This is a genomic window from Caulobacter sp. Root1472, from assembly GCF_001426985.1.
GTDB lineage: Bacteria > Pseudomonadota > Alphaproteobacteria > Caulobacterales > Caulobacteraceae > Caulobacter > Caulobacter rhizosphaerae.
Genome location: NZ_LMFX01000001.1, coordinates 380,862 through 400,538, shown reverse-complemented (window position 1 = coordinate 400,538; position 19,677 = coordinate 380,862). Strand labels below are relative to the sequence as shown.

Below are 19,677 nucleotides of genomic sequence, written 5' to 3'. Positions count from 1 at the left end.
TCACTCGCCCTCCCGGTTGCCGTACTCGACCGGCGCCCATTGGTAGCCCTTGCCCGCCCGGCGGACGTGGCCGACGCCGGGGAACGGCAAGTGCGGCGCGGCGATGAGCTCGCGATCGCTTGCGAATTCGGCGAAGGCCTGCTCGCGCGTGGTCTCCGCAGCCTTCGGATTCACGTCGTAGACGATGGTGACGCTCGGATCCGGGAACTGTACCGAGGCGACGTGGATGATGTCACCGATGAAGGTGACCCGCTCGCCCTGGCTGGTGAGGGTGTAGAAGGCGCTGCCGGGCGTGTGGCCAGGGTGAAGGGTCGCCGTAACGCCCGGGACGACGTCGGCCGTGCTCGAAAACGCCGCGATCTTGCCGGCGTCGACATAGGGCTTCAGCGTCTTGATCGCCTCGTCGAAATACTTGCGGTCATAGCCGGACCTGGCGGCGTTCGCGGGGTTGAGGAAAAAGTCGACGTCGGGCTTGCCGACATGGACCGTCGCATTCGGGAAGACGATCTTCCCTGCATGGACGAGGCCGCCGCTGTGATCGGTGTGGACGTGGGTGATCAGAATGTCGGTGACTTGCTCTGGCCGGTGGCCTGCGGCCGCCAGGCTAGAAAGAAGTTTTCCGCCGTTTCCAGGGCCAAAGAGGTCGCCCGAGCCGGTGTCGACCAGTACGAGCCGGTTCGGCAAGGCGATCAGGAAGGCGTTGATCGACGCCTCGATCGGGTTGCGGAGGAAGCTCGCATTCAGAAGCGAATCCGTCTTCGCCGGCGTGGTGCCGGTCAGCAGGGCGTGCAGGTCCTGCGGCACAGTCCCGTCAGACAGGGCTGTCACGGTGACCTCTCCCACGCGGAAGCGATAGAAATTTGCGCCCTGCGCGACGACATGCGGCGTCGAGCCGCCCGGCGCGGCGAAGGTGGGCGAAGTTCCGTAGAGAGAAAGAAGGGCGGCGGCGATCGCCAGGTGCCTCGTGCGCATTGGTGTCTCCCGAAGTTTTGTTCGGGCAAGACCTAGGCGGACACGATCACCGCGGGGAGGCTGGCGGCCTGGATTGGAGGTATCAACGCCGTTGATGGCCTCCGCGGTTGGCGTGCCTATATCCCGAGGGCGCTGATGTTCTTGAGAGTTCCAGCGGCCTCAGGCTGCTTCGACTGGCGCTTTCCGGAAGGTGGCCGGCGCCTTCACATGATGCGGCGGTTCGCGCCCGCCCGAACCCGAGGAGAACGGTCATGAAATACTATCTTTGCAAGTACATCCCGCCGCGCGCCGACTTCCTGGCGACGATGAGCGCTGATGAAGCCGGTTGGATGAAACAGCACGGCGCCTACATGAACGAACTGCTCGACCAAGGCGTGATCGTGGCCCACGGGCCGGTGATGGATCCAGCCGGTGGCTACGGCGTGTCGCTCTACCAGATCGGCGACAAGCAGGACATTACCGCGTTCACCGCCCAGGACCCCATCATCAAGAACGGTGTGGGCCATTACGAGCACCACCCCATGCTCAGCCTTCGCTCGCGCGGCTGACGCCGTCGGCGGGCCGTGCGCCCTCCCCTGGCTTTGATCCGCCTCCAGGCAACTCGAACAGACGGACCAGCAATGAGGCGGTCGCGGACCTGGCCGCACGAGATGCGCCGGCAAATCGACCGGCGCGATGGCGCCGAGCACGGGCGGTCTCCAAACCAGCGCTGCTCTCCCATAAGGTCCATAAAGAGCCGCGCTTGGCTGATGCCCTCGTCAATCGAAAGCCCGAACGCGCGCATGCGCGGACATTTTCTAAACACGGCAAGAGATAAGCGCGGGCGGGACGGCAAAAAAGCCCGCTGCGCCCACTGGTCCGACAGCGCCAATACTATCGATCAGAAGAGCTCATTATTCACGCGTGGCCGCGTGGCGCTAAGCGTCGATGACCGTTTTGAGGGCTCGACCATGACGCAGCAACCTACCCGGCAACTGAAACTCGGCGCGATCCTGGCGGGCGTCGGCACAGATCACACGCGCTGGCGCGACCCAGCCCTGCCCGGCGACGCCAGCATCGACATCAACTGGTACATCGAAAACGCCAGACTGGCCGAAGCCGCCAAGTTCGATCTGGTGTTCATCGTCGACAGCCCGTTCATCACACCCGACACCGCGCCGCACTTCCTCAACCGCCTGGAGCCGCTGACCCTGCTGTCGGCCCTGGCCGTCACCACTTCGAAGATCGGCTTGGTCGGCACCCTGACCACCTCCTATTGGGAACCCTACAACGTCGCCCGGCAGTTCGGATCGCTGGACCACATCAGCAAGGGCCGCGCCGGCTGGAACGTGGTGACCACCGGCCTGGAAGGCGCCTCGAGGAACTATGGTCGCGACGAGCATTTCGAGCACGGCGAACGCTACGAGCGGGCCGGCGAGTTCGTCGAGGTGGTCCAAGGCCTGTGGGACAGCTATGAGGACGACGCCTTCCCGCGCGACAAGGCCGCCGGCGTCTTCCTCGACAAGGCCAAGCAGCATGCGCTGAACCACAAGGGCAAGCATTTCTCGGTGGCCGGACCTCTGGCCCTGTCCCGCTCGCCGCAAGGCCAGCCGGTGATCTTCCAGGCCGGGGTCAGCGGCGCGGGCCGTGACCTGGGCGCCAAGATCGCCGAAGGCGTGTTCGCCGGCGTCGATACTTTCAAGGACGCGGTGGAATACTACGCCGACCTGAAAGCGCGCGCCGCGGCTCTGGGCCGGGACCCTGACCACATCAGCGTCCTGCCGGGCATCGCGCCGATCATCGCCGACACCGACGAAGAGGCCCAGGCCATCGCCGCCGCCCAGGCCAGCGGCCGCGAGATCGACAAGCTGCTGGTCGAGCTGGGCCGGGCCTTCGGCTACCACGACTTCAAGCAGTATCCGCTGAATGGTCCCTTCCCCGACGTCAGCAAGCTCAGCCTCAACAGCTACAAGGGCCACGCCGAGCGCATCGTCCGGGTCGCCAAGGCCGAGAACCTGACCGTGCGCCAGACGGCCGAGCGCTTTGGGCGCTGGAAAGCCAATTTCGTCGGCTCGCCCCAGACCGTCGCCGACGAGATCGAGCGCTGGTTCGTGGGCCGCGCCGTGGACGGCTTCATCCTGCACGTCACCGGTCCGCGCGAGTTCGCGCTGTTCCGGGAAAAGGTTGTGCCGATCCTGCAGGCCAAGGGTCTGTTCCGCACCGAGTACGAGCACGACACCCTGCGCGGCCACCTGGGCCTGCCGGTTCCCGAGCATCGCTGGGCCAAAAGCCCCGACCAGATCGCGGCGGAATAGCCGCGTAGCGTCGAGGACGGCTTGCTGCCGGCCAACGGACCATCGTCGTCAGCGATCGGCCCAACACCGGTGGCGCTGCGCCGCCAGATCCTGGTTTCGCTCGGCCACGGCCATGATCTCTAGGAAAACGAAAATGCCCACGCTTCGTCATGCTGCGGCCGCGGGCCAGGTCGCCAGCCCCCTGCACGACCGCGTCCTGGTCCTCGACAGTCACGTCGATGCGCCGCTTGATCTGGGCATTGGCCCACACGAGGCCGCCGTCGATGGCGGCGGCCAGGTCGACCTGCCCAAGCTGGAGCGAGGCCAGGTCGACGCGGTGGCGCCGGCGGTGTTCGTCCCGCAAGGGCCGCGCACGCCGGAAGGCAAGGCCACGGTCTTCCTGGTCGGCGATCCAGCCAAGGGCGGCGAGATCAATTTTACGGGCCTCAACGCGGCCTGGTCGCAGCGCTTCGGTACAGCCGACCAACCCAACAAGCCCGCCCGCAGCACCGTCAAGGTCGCCGGCCGGGTCGCCCCCGGCGCTCTGGTCGAAATCGAAGTCGTCGCCGCGCGCGCCCACTGATCCGCCGCGCGGCGGGGGCTCCCATGAGCCGACCGCGCATCAAGCAACCAGAACAATCGGGGATAGACGATGACTCACAAGTTTTGGGGCGCCTCGGCGCTCGCCCTTTCGGCCGCGCTCCTGGCGGCCCGCGCCGAGGCCGCCGAAAGGCCGACCGAGGCGCCCGCCGCCGACGCCAGCGCCGTCGACGCGGTGATCGTTACCGGCACCCGCCAGGCCGGCGTGCGGGCCGTCGACAGCGCCGCGCCCGTCCAGGTGGTCGACAGCGGCGCCCTGACCCGCACCGGCCAGTCGGACCTGCGCCTGGCGCTGAGCAACCTGACGCCCTCGTTCACCGCTCAGGCCTTTGGCGGCGACGCAGCCAATCTGACCCTCTCGGCCCGTCTGCGCGGAACGAGCGCCAACCAGACCCTGGTGCTGGTCAACGGCAAGCGCCGCCACACCACCGCCAACCTAGCGGTGCTGGCCGGAGCGTATCAGGGCTCGGCCGCGGCCGACCTCAACTTCATCCCGGTGGCGGGAATCTCGCGGATCGAGGTGCTGACCGACGGCGCGGCGGCCCAGTACGGCACCGACGCCATAGCCGGGGTGATCAACATCATCCTCAAGAGCGACGACCACGGCGGCGAGCTGTCCGCATCCGGCGGCGCCTATTACAAGCGCGACGGCGAGACCTCCAGCCTGTCGGCCAATATCGGCTTCGCGCCCAGCGCCAACAGCTACGTCAACCTGACCTTCGAGAACCGCTTCCACGACTTCAGCTTCCGGGGCGGGCCCGACGCGCGGATCATCGCCAGCACCGTTGTCGCCGCCAACCCGACTTGGCCGACGATCATCCAGGACTATCCGTATGTGAACCGTATCGCCGGCGACGCCCGCGTCCAGCTGAACGTCGGCTCCTTTTCGGCGGGCCTCAAGCCGAGCGAAAATATCGAGATCTACAGCTTCGGCGCCTACGGCCAGAAGAAGGCCACGGCGTACGAGAACTATCGCCTGCCCAACCGCTTGCCGTCGATCTATCCGGCCGGCTTCAGCCCCCGCCTGGAGACCCTTGAGAAGGACCTGGCCCTGACCGGCGGGATCAAGGGCCAAGGTTTTGGCGGCTGGAGCTTCGACCTGTCGTCCACCTACGGCAAGGATGACCACGAGATCCGGGTGCGCAACTCGGCCAACCTGCCGCTGTTCGCCGACACCGGCTCCACCCCGACCCAGTTCCACGCCGGCGACTTCATCTCCACCCAGTGGACCAACAACCTGGATGTCAGCCGCGAGTTCGCGGTCGGCTGGGCCTCGCCACTGAACGTCGCCTTCGGCCTGGAGCAGCGCAACGAAAGCTACGAAATCAAGGCCGGAGACCCGGCTTCGCGCTACAAGTCCGGCTCGCAGTCCTATCCGGGCTTCGCCCTGACTGACGCGGGCAAGCACAAGCGCGACAGCTGGGCGGCCTATGTGGATCTCGCCGCCTCGCCGATCGAGAACCTGCAGCTGGATCTGGCCGCCCGCCACGAGCACTTCAGCGACTTCGGCTCCACCGACATCGTCAAGCTGACCGCCCGCTACGACTTCACGCCGGCCTTCGCCCTGCGCGGCACCGCCAGCACGGGGTTCCGCGCCCCTACCCTGGCCGAGCTGAACTATTCAGCCACCAATGTCTCGCCGACCACCGCCTTCGTGCAACTGCCGCCCAACTCGGCCGGCGCGCGGCTCCTGGGCCTGGACGGGCTTGATCCGGAGAAGTCCAGGAACCTCAGCATCGGGATCGTCGCCAAGCCGATCGAGCGGGTGACGCTGACGATCGACGCCTACCAAATCAAGATCGAAGACCGCATCGTGGGCAGCGGCGCGCTCTACGGCAAGATCGGCGGGGCGGTGGTCAATGCGGCGATCACCAACGCCATCACCGCCAACGGCAACGTCCTGGATCCCAGCGTCGGGACCACCGGCATCAACCTGTTCACCAACGGCCTGGACACCCGCACCCGCGGGATCGAGATCCTGGCCTCCACGTGGACCGACCTGGGCGAGCACGGCAAGATCGACTGGGCCCTGGGCGCGAATCTCAACCAGACCAAGGTCACCCGCATCGCCGCGCCGCCGGCCGGCCTGGGCCGCTCGGTGCTGTTCGACCAGACCGCCATCGCCAACCTCGAGCACGCCTCACCGCGCTACAAGGTCAACCTGACCAGTCTCTATTCCAGCGGCAAGTGGACGGTGAACCTGGTCAACACCGTCTATGGCCCGGCCTGGAGCTACACCAACGTCAACGGGGCCTTCTTCAAGGACAGGATCAAGACCGGCCTGATCACCGACCTTGAGCTGGCCTATAAGATCACCCCGTCGCTACGAGGGGCCTTGGGCGCCAACAACCTGTTCGACATCTATCCCGACAAGCTGAACCCGGCCGGAACCGCCGCCTCGATCGCGGCCGGCAACCCGGCCGTGGCGCTCTATCCCAGCTTCGCGCCGTTCGGGATCAACGGCGGCTACTACTACGGCCGGCTGACCTACAGCTTCTAGCCGCGCCTTCCGAAGGCGCCGGCTTGGAATGCTTCCCTTTTCCAAAGCCGGCGCCGAGGCGGCCCCTTGCTGTAGGGCCGCCGCATCGTTTTCCCAGCGATCGGCCGATCGCCCTGCCTGGAGACAACCCCTGGATCTGCAATTGGACGGCAAGCGCGCCCTGATCACCGGCGCCAGCCGCGGCATCGGCAAGGCGATCGCCCGGGCCTTGGCCCAGGACGGCGTGGACGTTGTGATCGCGGCCCGAAACCTGGAGCCCCTGACCGCCACGGCCTTGGAGCTGGCCACCGCCACCGGTCGCCGCATCATGCCGCTGGTGGTCGACACTGGTGACGACGGCTCGGTCCAGGCCCTGATCAAACAGGCGATCTACGAACTCGGCGGCATAGACATCCTGGTCAACAACGCCGCCACGGGGCACGACCCGGTTCGACGATTTCCAGAAAGAGCTGGAGATCTCGCGGAACCGGCTAGGCGGGCGACTGAAGAAACTCGTCGGCTGCGGCGTTCTCGACCGCCGACCGATCACGTCCCCGTCTCGCCCCGTTCGAGGTCGGCAGCCAAACTGGCGATGATCCGATCCAGGGCGGCCGGCAGCAGACCGTCATAGGTCAGGGTGACGGGGTCCCCGCCCCGCGCTGTTTGCTTCAGCGTGGCCGCGAAGGTGGGGTAGCGGGTCGGGGACTGTAGAACCGCTCGCCGCACCGACCTTGGATCGTGCAGAAGCTTGCGCGCGGCCATCGGCTTTTCTTCCATCAACGTCATCGGGTTGACGAAGAAGACGAGCATGGCCAGCGCCTGCCAGATGTTGTGATCCTTGAAGCCGGCCCGCCGCAGGATGCTCAGCATCGTCTCGGTCCAGATCAGGGCCGCGGGCGACTCGCGGTTCGCGAGCAGGATGCGCGCCAGGCCGGGATATTCCAGCAGCCGCGCCTGATAGGCCAGGACATAGGCCCGCAGTTGTTCAGCCCAGGGCTGATCCAGATTCTCGACCTTGAGATCCTCGAAGATCGATTCGGCGACCCGTTCGAACAGCGCGTCCTTGTCGCTGAAATGATAGTATAGCGCGGTCGCGGTCACGTTCAGTTTGAGCGCGATCTGCCGCATCGTGACCTTGGCGAACCCGGTTTCCCGCGCCAGCGCCCGGGTCACCGACACGATGCTCTCAGCTAGAAAACCGGCGCTCTCCCGGTTAGCGACGCCGCGCTGGAGTTTCAAAGTCTTCATTCCGCGCTTCTGACCTCGCCCGCTAGACGCGTCATCGTAAAGAGCGCCGCAAGGGGCGCCCAGACGTGCGACCGGCCGCTTGGCCGGATTTGGCGTCATTTCGACCCACAAGCCTGAGGTTGAACCCAGCGTGGCGCTGATTTCGCATACGCGATCCCAAGCTCCCAGCGATTGACGACGAGCGGCAAGACGCCCGTCCTTCACTTAACAACGTTAAAAAATCTAGGGAAGAAAACAATGACCAGGTCCACGGGGCTGCTCTGCGCCGTCAGTTTGCTTGCCCTCGCCGTCGCCGCCCGACCGGACGCTGGTTTCGCCCAGGCGGCTCCATCCCCGACTCCGCCAGCGCCAGCACCGGATACGGGCGTGTCGACCTTGGAAGACGTGGTCGTCACCGCCCGCCGGATCTCCGAACGGCTTCAGGAAGTGCCGGTGGCCGTCACCGCCCTCAGCGCCAAGGCCCTGGCGGAACGGCCGATCTTCAACGCCGTCGACCTCAACAGCTATGTCCCCGCCCTGAAGATCGAAGGGTTCAACTCGCCCGACAAGCTGGTCGTCGGCATCCGCGGGCAGCGTAACGCCCAGGTGGTTCCGGGGCAGGACCCCTCGGTCGGGATCTATTTCTCCGAAGTGGCCCTGAGCTATCCGGTCGGCGTCAACCAGCAGTTCTATGATCTGGACTCGCTGCAGGTCCTCAAAGGGCCGCAAGGCACGCTGTTCGGCCAGAGCACGACGGGCGGCGCCATCCTGATCGCGCCCAAGCGTCCCACCGACACGTTCGAAGGCTCGGTCACCGCCGGCGCCCGGGCGTTCGACGGCGGCCAGGGCCTGTACGGCACGGCCGTCCTCAACGCGCCGCTCAGCAAGTCGCTCTCGGTGCGCGCCGCCGTGAACTGGATCGACCGCGACGGCTATGTCGACAATGAAGCGCCGCTGCCGGCGACCCAGTACGCCCTGAATACGCCGCCGAACAAGGGCGGCCGCCTCGACGACGATCGCGAGTTCAGCGCCCGGCTTTCGGCGCTATGGCGGCCAACCGACACCTTCGAGAACTACCTGCTCTACAGCTACACGCGCTTCAAATCCAACGGGGCGGCCTTCCACGCCACGAGCTTCAATCCCGCGGGCTTCGGCGCCTTCCTGCTCCCAAGTTCGACGGCCGCCTTCGCGCAATTGCAAAGCCAGTACCGCGACAACTTTTGGTCTACCCGCTCGGACGTGCAATCCAATGTAGACCTGAAGATGTACCAAGTGGCCGACACGGCGACCTGGAACATCAACGACAATCTGCTGCTTAAGAACATCGTCAGCTACCGCGACTTCGATCGCAAATATTTCCAGGATTTCAGCGGCTTCGCCCTGCCCCTGCTGACCGCCTCTGTGCCGGACGACGGCACGGAGCTCTCCGAGGAAATGCAGCTCCAGGGCAAGGCCTGGGACGGAAACCTGAAATGGGTGGCCGGGCTCTATTTCTTCGACCAGAAGATCGAGCATGGCTCGGGCGCCAGCTTCCTCGGCTTCCCCCTGACCGACGTGGTCTCCCACACCCGCAGCCGCAGCTATGCGGCCTTCGTCCAGGGCACGGCGCAGCTGCCAGCCATCGACGACCGCCTCTCCCTGACCCTGGGCGCGCGCTACACCCAGGACCGCCGCGACGTGTTCATCGACGGCATCGACCACAACAGCGGCGCCTGCACCCTGACGGACAACGGCGTCCCCCTGTCCGTGGGCGCCTGCAGCTTCGACGACCACGCCAAGTTCAACGAGCCAACCTATACCGCCAGCCTGAACTTCCAGCTCGACACGGACACGCTGCTCTACGCGGCGACCCGTCGAGGCTATCGGGCCGGCGGCTACGCGCCCGACATCCAGACCGTGCAGTCCAACCGGCGCTTCGATCCGGAAATCGTCCAGGATTTCGAGCTCGGCTTCAAGAAGGACTGGCAGCTTGGCGGCGCCAGCCTGCGGACCAATGCGGCGGCCTACTACCAGGACTACAGCAAGATCCAGCGCTTCGTGGCGGTGGACAATCCGTCCAACATCGCCGTCGTCAACGCCGCCGGCGCCAAGATTCCGGGTGGCGAGATCGAGGTGATCCTGGTCCCGGTCTCCGGCCTCAGCCTGTCGGCCTCGCTGTCAGTGATCAAGCCGAAGTACAAGAGCTTCGTGACCGCCAGCGGCGACTTCACGTCCAACCGCCTGGCCCAGGTGCCCGAAAAGCAGTTCACGATCGGCGCCCACTACACCCTGCCCGTCCCCGCGTCCGTCGGCGAGATCCGCCTGGGCGCCGACTACTATCACCAGAGCGAGGTCTATTTCACCGACACGACCCAGGGCCCCGCCTTCGGTCCGGACGCCTCGCAGAAGCAGGCCGGCTATGGCCTGCTCAACATCAAGGCCGACTGGGACCACATCGGCGGGTCCAATATCGGGGCCTCGCTCTACGTCCAGAACGCCTTGGCGGAGAAATATCTGACCTATGGCGTGATCCTGTACCCGTCGCTGGGCTTCAACTCCGCCACCGTCGGCGATCCCCGGGTGTTCGGCTTCGAGCTGCGCTACAGCTGGTAAGCCTTGGCGCTTATACGACGACGCCTCCGACCCTGCGGTCGGAGGCGTTTTTCGTGTCGCCTTTTCGAACCGGTCCGCCTGGAACGGTCCGCTCCTGCGTCAGCTGTCCCAGGCGATGTCGCCGCTCATGATGTCGCTGTAATAGGGCATGTGCATCAGCATTCCGCCGTCGACCTCGATATTCTGGCCGGTGATGAAGGCGGCGTCGTCGGAACTCAGGAACACCGCCATGGCGGCGATGTCCTCGGGGAGGCCGAGGCGGGGAGTTAGGGTATTGCGCTCCATGACCCCGACCATGGCGCCATGCACGTTCTTCTTGCCGCCCTCGGTCCGGATCAGGCCCGGGCAGATGGCGTTGCAGCGGATGCCCTGCTTTCCGTAGATCGTCGCGACGTAGCGCATCAGGCTCGCCACCGCGGCCTTGGACGCGCCGTAGGCGATGTTGGAAACATCGCCCAGCAGGCCTGATCCCGAGGTGGTCATCAGGATCGACCCGCCGCCCGCCTTCAGCATATGCGGAATGGCGTATTTGCAGCCCGCCAGATAGCCGCGCGCATTGACCGCCATCGTCCGGTCCCAGACCGCGAAGTCGATGCCGACGGGGTCGGTGTCCAGCTTGATGACGTCCGGAGACATCAGGGCCGCGTTGTTGAACAGCACGTCGAGCCGGCCGAACCGGTCGACGGCCGCCGCGACCAGCGCCTCGACCGAGGCCACATCGCCGGCATCGAACCTGACGGCCAGGGCGGCGTCGCCGAGCTCCTTGGCCAAGGCCTCGGCGCGGCCGCCGTCGATGTCGCCGATCACCACCTTGGCGCCTTCCTGGGCGAAGCGCCGACAGGTCGCCTCGCCGATCCCCGACGCGCCGCCGGTGACGATCGCCACCTTGCCTTCGAGACCTCGCATGCGTTCCTCCATTTTTTTTGCCATTTCAGGCGCGCTTTCCGCGCTGGAAAGAATTCGTATGAGCTTTGTCGATCCTGGGAAGTGGATTTCGCGCACATATCTCATTCGCGATGGCGGTCCGGCCTACTTGACAACGTTAAGTCCTTTTCGTCTTCTTCATCAGAACCACGGCTCTGAAATAGAAAACGCGACAAGGCCGGCGCGACGACGGCGGCCAACGCCCGGGTGAGGAAACCATGTCAAGAGTTGAGCGCCCCGCCGCGGGCAAAACCGAGCTGGACCAGGTCTGGGGCCTGCGGCCTCATTTCTACAAGGAATTCATGGCCGATCACGCCCGGTCGATCGCCCGGGTCGACCCCGTGATCCTTGAGCTTTGCCGATTGCATATGGCCACGGTCTTCACCAGCGCCTTCTCCCTGGCCCTGCGTTACCGGCCGGCCCTCGATGCGGGCCTGACCGAGGAGAAGATCGCGGCCATCCCGCGCGCCTACAACTCGCCGCTGTTTTCACCGGCCGAGCGGCAATGCCTTCAATTCGCCGAGCAGTTCGCCATCCAGGCCAGCAGCATCGACGACGGCGACGTCAAGAAGCTGGAGGAGGCGATCGGCGTCGAACCGATGATCTACCTGATCAAGGCGCTAAGCGTCATGGACCAGCTGCAGCGCAGCACGGTCGCCTTCCGGCTGGCCCCGCCGGCCGAGGTTCCCGACACCCTGCCCGACTTCGAGATCGCCAAGCTGGCCGCCTGAGGCCCCCGCCCCTCTCCATCAGCACGCAGGAGCCAGATCGATGGCGACCACCCCCCGCATCCCCGAAGAGTACGCCCAGGGCTTCACCATGCTGGCCGGCGACCAGAACAGCCCGGCGGCGCGGATCGCCATTCCGCAGGAGCTGAACCGCCTGGCCGGCATACCGATCGCCAGCGCCCGGTCGCTGCAGCTGGATCCCGTGCTCCATGAGTGCGTGCGCCTGTTCAACGCCAACTACCAGGGCTGCGAATACTGCAAGAACGCGCGTCAGGCCGTCGCCGTCCAGGCCGGCCTGGACGAGGACATGGTCAGCAAGCTGACGCGGTTCGAGACCAGCGACCTGCCCGAACGCACCAAGGCGGCGCTGCGGATCACCGACGCCCTGGCCTCGGCGCCGCAGATGCTGACGGACGAGATCTGGAACGGCGCCCGCCAGCACTTCTCCGAATTGGAGGTCGTCGATCTGGTGCTGCTGTCCTGCTACACGACCGGCAGCCGAGTGGCGATCATCCTGGGGGTCGAGCCGGGCAAGGAGGCCTCGTCGCGGCTCTTCTATCCGACTGACCCGGTCTACGGGGACTCGCCGGACCTCAACGCCGCGATCGAGGCGCTCAAGGAAGGCGGCGTCGCGGTCAAGGAACGGGGCGAGGGCTACGATCGGATCCCGATGGGCTGACGGGGCCGCACCCCTTGAGTCGCTCGCCTGATGATAGTCGGCCCGGCCAAAACGGCGCCGGCTCCTGGGAGGTCGCTTTCAACGTCGAGACCGGCTGAACCACGGACTATAGGCCTCCGCCAGCGCTCACCTCAGCGGGCGCCGGCGGGCGTCACGCACGCGCGACGGACCGTCCCTCAAGAAGCGGCGCATAGGCGGCGAGCCTCTCGGAGACGAACTCCGTGAACAGCCGCACCCGCTTGGTCTTACGAGTCTCTCCCTGGGTCAGGAGCCAGAGCGTGCCGTACATGTGCAGGTCGGCGCCAGGAACCCGCACCAGCAGGGGGTCGGCGTCTCCAACAAAGCACGGTAGCGTGGTGATCCCCAGTCCTTGCCGAACCGCAACGATCTGGGCCTCCGCGTCCGTGACCCTGAACGGAACTCTGGCGACACGAACCTCACCCTGGCTGGCCCAATCGGGAACGCCATGGGCGCTTATGACGATCCATCGCGTGGGCTCGGAGGCTCCCGAAAGCCAGGCGGCGAGCCGATCATGGGCGATATACACGCCACCGAATACCTCCGGCCCCTTCAAGCCATGGAGGTTGAGCGGCAGAGTCTTGCGATCGTAGACGACGCGGATCGCGACATCGGCCTCACGATTGGTCAGATTCGCCAGTTCGCCGGACGAGGCGATGTCCATCTCGATGTCGGGATGCAGACGCGCGAAATCGGCGAAGTCGGGCATCAGCAGGTGTGTCGCCAGGGGTGGCGGCAACGTCACCCGCAGGAGCCCGCGCACACTCTGGTCGCGCCCAAAGACACGCGTCTCCAACTGGTGCGACGAGGCTTCCATCTGGCTGGCGAGTTCAAGGACCTCATCGCCCGCGGCCGTCAGGCGGTAGCCCGAAGGCAACCTTTCGAACATCCGCGCGCCGAGGCTCTCCTCGAGTTGGCCGATGCGCCGCAACACGGTGGCGTGGTTGACCCCAAGGCTCTTGGCGGCGGCCCGTATGGAGCCGCCATGCGCGGCGGCCAGAAAGTAGCGGACGTCATCCCAGTCGATCATCGCCCATTCCCGCGCCGCGTGGTGCGGCTTTCGAAATCCTCTGCTGGAGTGCACGCGATCATCGCGGTGTTCAACCGTCCAGCCGGATCGTTTGCGCACCACCGATGTGCGCGCCTGCGCACTCACCGCCCGGCTCCGGCGAACCCATTTCGAGCGTCCCCGGGGGGCCTCCCCGGACAGCCAAAGACTTAGACGGCGAGACCAAGGACGCACGACATGACCAGACTGAATGGCAAGACCGCCGTAATTACCGGCGGCGCGACCGGCATCGGCCTCGCCGCGGCCAAGCGCTTCATCGACGAGGGCGCCGTCGTCTTCGTTTTCGGCCGTCGGCAGGACGCGCTCGGCGCGGCCATGGCCGACTTGGGGCCCAACGCCCGCGTGGTGAAGGGCTCGGTCTCCGCTGAGGCCGACCTTGATCGACTCTACGCGGCGGTGAAGGCCGAGCGCGGAACCCTCGACATCGTCTTCGCCAATGCCGGGACGGGAGGTCCGCTTCCGCTCGGCCAGATCACCGCCCAGCACATCAACGAGACCTTCGACACCAATGTGAAGGGTACGATCTTCACGGTCCAGAAGGCGCTGCCGCTGATGGGTCAGGGCGGTTCGATCATCCTGACCGGGTCGAGCGCCGGCACGACGGGCGCTCCGGCGTTCAGCGCCTACAGCGCCAGCAAGGCGGCGGTGCGTAATCTGGCGCGAACCTGGGCCGAGGACCTGAAGGGCACAGGCATCCGGGTCAACGTACTGTCGCCCGGGGCGACGGCGACCGAACTGGCCAAGGAAGCACTTGGCGTCGAGGGCCAGAAGGTCTTCGCCGCGATGACGCAGCTCCAGCGCATGGCCGATCCGGCGGAGATCGCAGCTGTGGCCGCCTTCCTCGCCTCCGACGACAGCAGCTTCATGACCGCCAGCGAGGTCGCCGTCGACGGCGGCCTGGCGCAACTCTGACGCGCTAGCCTGGCCGGGCGCTGTCGATGTTCGGAGCCCGACCAGGCGTCCAAACTGAAGGAGACTACATATGAGCTACGCAATTATCGGCTTCGGCAAGATCGGCCACGCTCTGGCCAGAGCGTTCGCCCGCAAGGGCCTCGAAGTGTCCGTCGCGACCACGCGGGACCCGGAAAGCTTCGCGGCCGATGCGGCCGCGATCGGCCCTACAGTCATGCCCAAAACACTGACGGACGCCGTCAAGGCGGACATCATCTTCTTGGCCGTCCGTTTCGAAGCGCACCCGGATGTCGCCAAGGCGCTGCCCAGTTGGAAGGGGAAGACCATCGTCGATGTGACCAACGCCTATGGCGTGCCCCCCGAGCACCTGGGAGGGCAGCCTTCTTCCAAGTTCATCGCGCAGGCCTTCACGGACGCCAGGCTGGTCAAGGGCTTCAACCATCTGATCGCCGCCATTCTTGACCAGGGTCCGGCCGTGCAGGGCGGCAGGCGCGTCGTGTTCCTGGCGAGCGATGACGACGACACCGCGGCTGAAATCGGCGGGCTTGCGGAAGATCTCGGCTTCGCGCCGATCAAGCTCGGCCGCCTTTCGGAAGGCGGGCTGCTGGTCCAGGCGCGCGGAAACAGCTGGGGTCAGTTGGTCTTCAAGGATCTGGTCAAGTTCGACGGATGAATACGATCTCACCGACAGGGACACGCCGCCCGGATCTCGCGATCCGATCCGGGTGGCGATCCCTCACGGACCCACCGCCGTTCGGCGGCGCTACACGCGTGGGCGCGCCTGATGTAAATTGGCGCCCTGCCGAGCGCAGGAGTCATCGTCGATGCGCGGTCTCGCGACCCTTTTGATCGGACTTGTCTTGCTGCCGGGCGCGGCGGCCGCGCGTCCCGCACCCAGAGTCCTGATCGACTACACGCCCGTCTTTGATCGCGTCTGCAGCCAGGCCGTGGGCTCGCCAACGCCGCCAGGCGCCTCCGAAGAGATCGTCGCCAGGCTGGAGGAGTTTCGACGTCTGTGGGCCCAAGGCGGGCCGCGCTTGCTGGAGACCGCCCAGGTGATCACCGGCCGGCCCTATGGCTTTCGGGAGACCGTCGCGGCCGTGCACGTCTGCCCAGGCTTCGCCAGCATGAGCCTGCCCCTGCTGATCAATGTGCGACTGTTCCTGCGCGCCACGAACGGGCGCTTTGTCGACCGGCCGGAGATGTTTGTCGACACGCTGTTTCACGAAACCCTGCACACCTACATCCGAGGCATTCTGGGCGCAGGCGATAAGGCCGCCCTACGTTCGGCATTACTTCGCAAATACGCGCAGGAATCGCTCGTGACGCGAAATCACCTGCATCTGATCGCGCTGCAAAGCGAAGTCTATCGACGCCTCGGCCGGCCGGAGATGGCGGATGCGGCGCGGGCCGCAGACGCCCCCATCGGCCCCGACTATGTGCGCGCCTGGGCGATCGTCGATACGGAAGGCGCCCAGCCTTTCATTGGCGAGCTACAATCTGCTGCTCGATGACCTTCAGCCGAAGGCGTCGAACGCGATGTCAGACCCACGGCGGAGGTCGGCCATCATGACGCTTTCAGACACAGGCCCTTGGGCGTCCAAGCCGAGGTGAGCGTCGTTGGGGGGCTGCCGTCTCCGTGCAGGATCAGGGCGAACCCCTGTCGGGTCTCCTGACCGATCGCCACCAACAACATGGGCGGCCCCTGCCGCACCATCAACGAATGTCCCGCGCCCCGGGCGACCTGAACGCCATCAGGCGTTTCCAAACAGCTTCCGCCGCTGATCGCATAGAAGGCCTCGGGGCCGGAATGCACATGAACCGGCGCGGTCATGCCAGGCGCGAACGTCGATTTCAGGTACTCGGCGCTGAAGTCGCCCTGTGGGGTTTCGACCGGAAGCGGACCGACGTCGGCAAGATGACGTCCACCTTCGAACTGCCGGCCCTTCGCGCCCAGGTCGAACATCCAAATCTCGCCGAAGGCCTGTACAACCACCCCATGTTGCGGCTTGGCGCGTTCAGCGGCCTGGACGTCAGCGAAGGTATAGATGTTCCAGTAGAGCGGCGTCCGGGGCAGCGCCCCAAGGTCCTGGTGAGCAACGAGGCAGGCCGGGCCTGGCGTCTCTCCGGCTTGTCCAGAACAGGTTCGCGACGTCGCCTGCGCGTGAGCCGTCAACGGAATCGCGACGGACAAGGCGAGCGCACCGAGAATTCCCGCCAACGGCTTCGATGAAACCCAGATCATGGCCTGCCTTGTCGATGAAGAGCCTTCACGAAGATGCCTCAGGCGAGGTCAGCCATCCAGCCCACCCAGGGCGAGACCATTGACCGGCGGCGTTGCAATGATCTCACGCCTCGGCGATCGGCAATTCGTCGAGCACTTCGATCTCGAAGCCGCTCAAGCGCTCGGGATCGGCCACCGCCTCGATGGCGGTGATCCGGCCGCTCCTCAGGGACAGACGCAGCACCACGAAGACCGGGCCATCGTCGATCGCCACCGCCAGACCCAGTACGCCGTCGACAAGGGCCGGCCTGGCCGCCTGCGCCCGTCCATGGAAGTTGGCAGCCACGGCCTCGGCGCCGCGCAGTTCGGGCCGCGAACCGCTTTTCTGCGCCGCCGCATCAGCGTGAAAGACGACATCCGGCGCCAGAACGGCCAACAAGCCCTGCATGTCGCCGCCGCGCGCGGCCCGCAGGAAAGCCTGCACGACGACGCGCTGGCGCTCAATGTCGGGCCGGACTGCGGCTGCCCCACCACCGACGCGGCGTCGGGCGCGACTGGCCAGCTGGCGCGCCGCCTCCGGGCTCCTGTCGACGATCGTGGCGATGTCGTCGAACGGCAAGTCGAACATGTCGTGCAGCACGAAAGCCACCCGTTCCGCCGGCGGCAGCGTCTGCAGCACCACCATCAGCGCCATGCCGACCTGATCGGCCAACAGGGTCTCGCGCTCGGGGTAGGCGCTATCGTCCTCGCCGATCGCCGGCTCCAGGACGGCCGGCCCCAGCGCGTCCTCGCGCCGCGCCCGCCTGGAACGCAGCATGTCCAGGCATACGCGCGAAACCACGGTGGTCAGCCAGCCGCCGAGGTTGTCGACGTCGGCCGTGTCGGCGCGGCTAACCTTGAACCAGGCTTCCTGCACCGCGTCCTCTGCCGCTTCGCGAGAGCCCAGCATGCGAAACGCCACCCGCTGCAAGTGGGCCCGGCTGGCCTCGAACTGCACCGCCAGAAAATTTTTCTCGTCCATCGTCACATCCCCCTTCTGGGCTCCGTCAGAGAGATGACGGTCGAGACACGGCCGATGTGACGAACCAAACGGAGAAAGACGATGCAAGCCCGCATGAACAACCCCGCCTTCATCAACCAAGACGCCATGAAGGCGCTGATGGCCCTGGGCGAAGCCAGCCAGAAAGGCGGCGTGCCGCACGCGGTGCATGAGTTGCTGCACCTGCGGGTCAGCCAGATCAACGGCTGCGGCGTCTGCGTCGACATGCACGGCAAGATGGCCCGCAAGGCCGGCGAAACCGACGAGCGGCTGTTCTCGGTCGCCGCCTGGCGTGACACCCCCTACTTCACCGAAGCCGAGCGCGCCGCGCTGGCTTTGGCCGAAAGCGTCACCCGGATCGCCGACCGGGGCGACGCCGTATCCGACGAGGTCTGGAACGAGGCCGCTCGCCACTACGACGAGGACCAACTGGCCTCGTTGCTGCTGTCGATCTCGACGATCAACGTGTGGAACCGCCTGAACGCGTCGGTTCGCATGATGGCCGGCTCGGTCAAATGGGGCTGACCGCGCCTGAGCGGCGCCGGAACTGACGTTGCGCCGAGGCTCCAGACAAAGGATCGGAAGGTGATCCTTCCGATCCAACGTCGGCTAGCTGCGGGCGAATTCCCCAAGTCAGATGGAGGACCATCCGCCGTCCGAGGCCAGGACCGCGCCACTGACGTTCTTGGCCTCGTCGCTGAGAAGCCAGGTGATCGCCGCGGCGATGTCGCCGGCGTCAGCCAGGCCGGGCGCGGCGGCCATCAGCACGGTCATCACCGACTGGAACCCTTTTTCCGAGCGCGGCGTGGCGTCGATACCGGTGATCACGCCGCCGGGCGCGACCACATTGACCCGCACGCCGGTCCCCTTGCAGGCGAAGGCGGCGCTGCGGCCAAGGCCGATCACCGCGTGCTTGGCCGCCGTGTAGGACACCCCGCCCGCCGAACCGCGAAGGCCCGCCTCCGAGGCGACCTGGACGATCGACCCCGCTCCGGCCGGCTCCATCAGCCGCACCGCCGCCCGGGTGCATCGCATCACCGCCGTAAGGTTGACCGCGAGCACCCGATCCCAGGTCTCGTCGTCGACCTCGGCGATTGGCAGGAAACCGTCCATGACGCCCGCGACATTGGCCAGCCCGTCCAGCCGCCCCTCGCAGGCGTCGAACACCGACGCGACCACGGCGGCCTGAGTGATGTCGCCGGCGACTTTCACGCCGGCGGCGCCCAGTTCGACGGCGTCGAGGCGAGCCGGGTCGATGTCGCTGGCGACGACCCGCGCGCCCTCGGCGGCCAGGCGTTCGGCGGTTGCCCGGCCGATGCCCGATCCCGCCCCCGTGACCACCACGGTCTTGCCGGCGAACCTTGAACTGAAATGCGGCATGTGAAGCGCCCTTTGGCAGGAGGAGGCGCCCTGCCCTTCGCGAGTTAGGGCGCTCGAAACAGGAAAAGGTACGGGGCGCTCGATCGGCGAGCGCCCCGTCCGGACCCCGTCAGGGCTCCGGCTCAGTGCAGGAGGAAAACGTCTCCGCGCGCGGGAGCGACGGAGGCGGGACGCCCTGGCGACGGCGCGAAGCCGCGCCCGAACTACTTCTTCGCCGGCAAGGCGGCGAAATCCTTGTCGATGGCCGCCAGGTCGCTATCGCTGACGGTGTTCTTGGCGAAGCGCTGCAAGCCCTTGAGCGTCAGTGGGCGCGCCATCTGGATCTGAGGGTTGGCGAAGACCGACGGCAGATGCCGGTCGACCACGGCCTTGGCGGCCGGGGTGTCGAGGATCTCGCCGATCGTGGTGGTCGCCGTGCTCAGCGGCGGCGCGGCGACGGCCACGCCCGCGACGCCCATCAGCAACGCGACGGCCAGAGCGGTTCGGATGGGACGCATGGGCGGCCTCTTCTCAAGGGTCGTTGGCCTCAGGATGTCCCATTCGCGACTAAAGGCAATCCTA

At 66.3% G+C, this 19,677-nt stretch carries 19 protein-coding genes and 1 pseudogene; 12 read left to right on the top strand and 8 right to left on the bottom strand.

Going from position 1 to position 19,677, the window contains the following annotated elements; all coding sequences use genetic code 11:
• Entirely contained in the window at window positions 1–972 is a 972-nt protein-coding gene (locus ASD47_RS01610; RefSeq protein WP_056750609.1) for an MBL fold metallo-hydrolase, read from the bottom strand.
• 251 nt (window positions 973–1,223) lie between these two features.
• Between ASD47_RS01610 and ASD47_RS01605 the strand changes: the two genes are divergently transcribed.
• The 5 genes and pseudogenes from ASD47_RS01605 (at window position 1,224) to ASD47_RS25955 (ending at window position 6,955) form a co-directional block, all read left to right on the top strand.
• On the top strand, window positions 1,224–1,520 hold the full coding sequence (locus tag ASD47_RS01605) for a YciI family protein (protein WP_056750608.1): 297 nt from the start codon (window positions 1,224–1,226) through the stop codon (window positions 1,518–1,520).
• Between the two features lie 72 nt (window positions 1,521–1,592).
• A pseudogene (locus ASD47_RS01600) lies at window positions 1,593–3,191 on the top strand (LLM class flavin-dependent oxidoreductase); the annotation flags it as partial.
• Between the two features lie 208 nt (window positions 3,192–3,399).
• Window positions 3,400–3,828, top strand: coding sequence for a membrane dipeptidase (locus ASD47_RS01595; protein ID WP_056750602.1), 429 nt, complete (start codon window positions 3,400–3,402; stop codon window positions 3,826–3,828).
• A gap of 69 nt (window positions 3,829–3,897) precedes the next feature.
• A complete protein-coding gene (locus tag ASD47_RS01590) occupies window positions 3,898–6,345 on the top strand; it encodes a TonB-dependent siderophore receptor (protein WP_056750601.1) in 2,448 nt (815 codons plus the stop codon).
• Between the two features lie 142 nt (window positions 6,346–6,487).
• Window positions 6,488–6,955, top strand: a complete 468-nt coding sequence (locus ASD47_RS25955; protein ID WP_200945215.1) for an SDR family NAD(P)-dependent oxidoreductase — start codon at window positions 6,488–6,490, stop codon at window positions 6,953–6,955.
• On the opposite strand, the gene ASD47_RS01585 is transcribed toward ASD47_RS25955, so the two are convergent.
• On the bottom strand, window positions 6,871–7,572 hold the full coding sequence (locus tag ASD47_RS01585; protein ID WP_162251603.1) for a TetR/AcrR family transcriptional regulator: 702 nt from the start codon (window positions 7,570–7,572) through the stop codon (window positions 6,871–6,873). The two genes, ASD47_RS25955 and ASD47_RS01585, sit on opposite strands and share 85 nt — an antisense overlap.
• A gap of 366 nt (window positions 7,573–7,938) precedes the next feature.
• On the opposite strand from ASD47_RS01585, the gene ASD47_RS01580 reads away from it, so the two are divergent.
• Window positions 7,939–10,143: a TonB-dependent receptor gene (locus ASD47_RS01580; protein WP_056750597.1), complete on the top strand. Its 2,205-nt coding sequence runs from the start codon at window positions 7,939–7,941 to the stop codon at window positions 10,141–10,143.
• Window positions 10,144–10,242: 99 nt separating this feature from the next.
• On the opposite strand, the gene ASD47_RS01575 is transcribed toward ASD47_RS01580, so the two are convergent.
• Entirely contained in the window at window positions 10,243–11,049 is an 807-nt protein-coding gene (locus ASD47_RS01575; RefSeq protein ID WP_200945214.1) for an SDR family NAD(P)-dependent oxidoreductase, read from the bottom strand.
• A gap of 236 nt (window positions 11,050–11,285) precedes the next feature.
• On the opposite strand from ASD47_RS01575, the gene ASD47_RS01570 reads away from it, so the two are divergent.
• Together ASD47_RS01570 and ASD47_RS01565 are read left to right on the top strand one after the other, a co-directional pair.
• Window positions 11,286–11,798: a hypothetical protein gene (locus ASD47_RS01570; protein ID WP_056750596.1), complete on the top strand. Its 513-nt coding sequence runs from the start codon at window positions 11,286–11,288 to the stop codon at window positions 11,796–11,798.
• A 40-nt stretch (window positions 11,799–11,838) separates the two neighbouring features.
• Window positions 11,839–12,474, top strand: a complete 636-nt coding sequence (locus tag ASD47_RS01565; RefSeq protein ID WP_056750594.1) for a carboxymuconolactone decarboxylase family protein — start codon at window positions 11,839–11,841, stop codon at window positions 12,472–12,474.
• 151 nt (window positions 12,475–12,625) lie between these two features.
• Here the strand turns inward: ASD47_RS01565 and ASD47_RS01560 are convergent, their stop codons facing one another.
• A complete protein-coding gene (locus tag ASD47_RS01560) occupies window positions 12,626–13,648 on the bottom strand; it encodes a LysR family transcriptional regulator (protein WP_235525722.1) in 1,023 nt (340 codons plus the stop codon).
• Between the two features lie 90 nt (window positions 13,649–13,738).
• Here ASD47_RS01560 and ASD47_RS01555 point away from each other — a divergent pair, with 90 nt between their 5' ends.
• The 3 genes from ASD47_RS01555 to ASD47_RS01545 all read left to right on the top strand — a co-directional run bounded on the left by ASD47_RS01555 (window position 13,739) and on the right by ASD47_RS01545 (window position 15,987).
• Entirely contained in the window at window positions 13,739–14,473 is a 735-nt protein-coding gene (locus tag ASD47_RS01555) for an SDR family NAD(P)-dependent oxidoreductase (RefSeq protein ID WP_056750588.1), read from the top strand.
• A gap of 70 nt (window positions 14,474–14,543) precedes the next feature.
• Window positions 14,544–15,146, top strand: a complete 603-nt coding sequence (locus ASD47_RS01550) for an NADPH-dependent F420 reductase (protein WP_056750586.1) — start codon at window positions 14,544–14,546, stop codon at window positions 15,144–15,146.
• Window positions 15,147–15,297: 151 nt separating this feature from the next.
• Complete coding sequence (locus tag ASD47_RS01545) at window positions 15,298–15,987, top strand: hypothetical protein (RefSeq protein WP_056750583.1); 690 nt, start codon at window positions 15,298–15,300, stop codon at window positions 15,985–15,987.
• 53 nt (window positions 15,988–16,040) lie between these two features.
• Here ASD47_RS01545 and ASD47_RS01540 read toward each other — a convergent pair whose 3' ends face one another.
• Both ASD47_RS01540 and ASD47_RS01535 read right to left on the bottom strand, forming a co-directional pair.
• Entirely contained in the window at window positions 16,041–16,718 is a 678-nt protein-coding gene (locus ASD47_RS01540; protein WP_056750582.1) for a hypothetical protein, read from the bottom strand.
• 103 nt (window positions 16,719–16,821) lie between these two features.
• Window positions 16,822–17,718, bottom strand: a complete 897-nt coding sequence (locus ASD47_RS01535) for a sigma-70 family RNA polymerase sigma factor (protein WP_056750579.1) — start codon at window positions 17,716–17,718, stop codon at window positions 16,822–16,824.
• An 81-nt stretch (window positions 17,719–17,799) separates the two neighbouring features.
• Between ASD47_RS01535 and ASD47_RS01530 the strand changes: the two genes are divergently transcribed.
• Window positions 17,800–18,261 carry a carboxymuconolactone decarboxylase family protein gene (locus ASD47_RS01530; protein ID WP_056750576.1) on the top strand — a complete coding sequence of 154 codons (462 nt, stop codon included), beginning with the start codon at window positions 17,800–17,802 and terminating at the stop codon, window positions 18,259–18,261.
• A 108-nt stretch (window positions 18,262–18,369) separates the two neighbouring features.
• Here the strand turns inward: ASD47_RS01530 and ASD47_RS01525 are convergent, their stop codons facing one another.
• Both ASD47_RS01525 and ASD47_RS01520 read right to left on the bottom strand, forming a co-directional pair.
• Window positions 18,370–19,116, bottom strand: a complete 747-nt coding sequence (locus ASD47_RS01525) for an SDR family NAD(P)-dependent oxidoreductase (RefSeq protein WP_056750574.1) — start codon at window positions 19,114–19,116, stop codon at window positions 18,370–18,372.
• 203 nt (window positions 19,117–19,319) lie between these two features.
• A complete protein-coding gene (locus tag ASD47_RS01520) occupies window positions 19,320–19,613 on the bottom strand; it encodes a hypothetical protein (protein ID WP_056750571.1) in 294 nt (97 codons plus the stop codon).
• Between the last annotated feature and the right edge of the window lie 64 nt (window positions 19,614–19,677).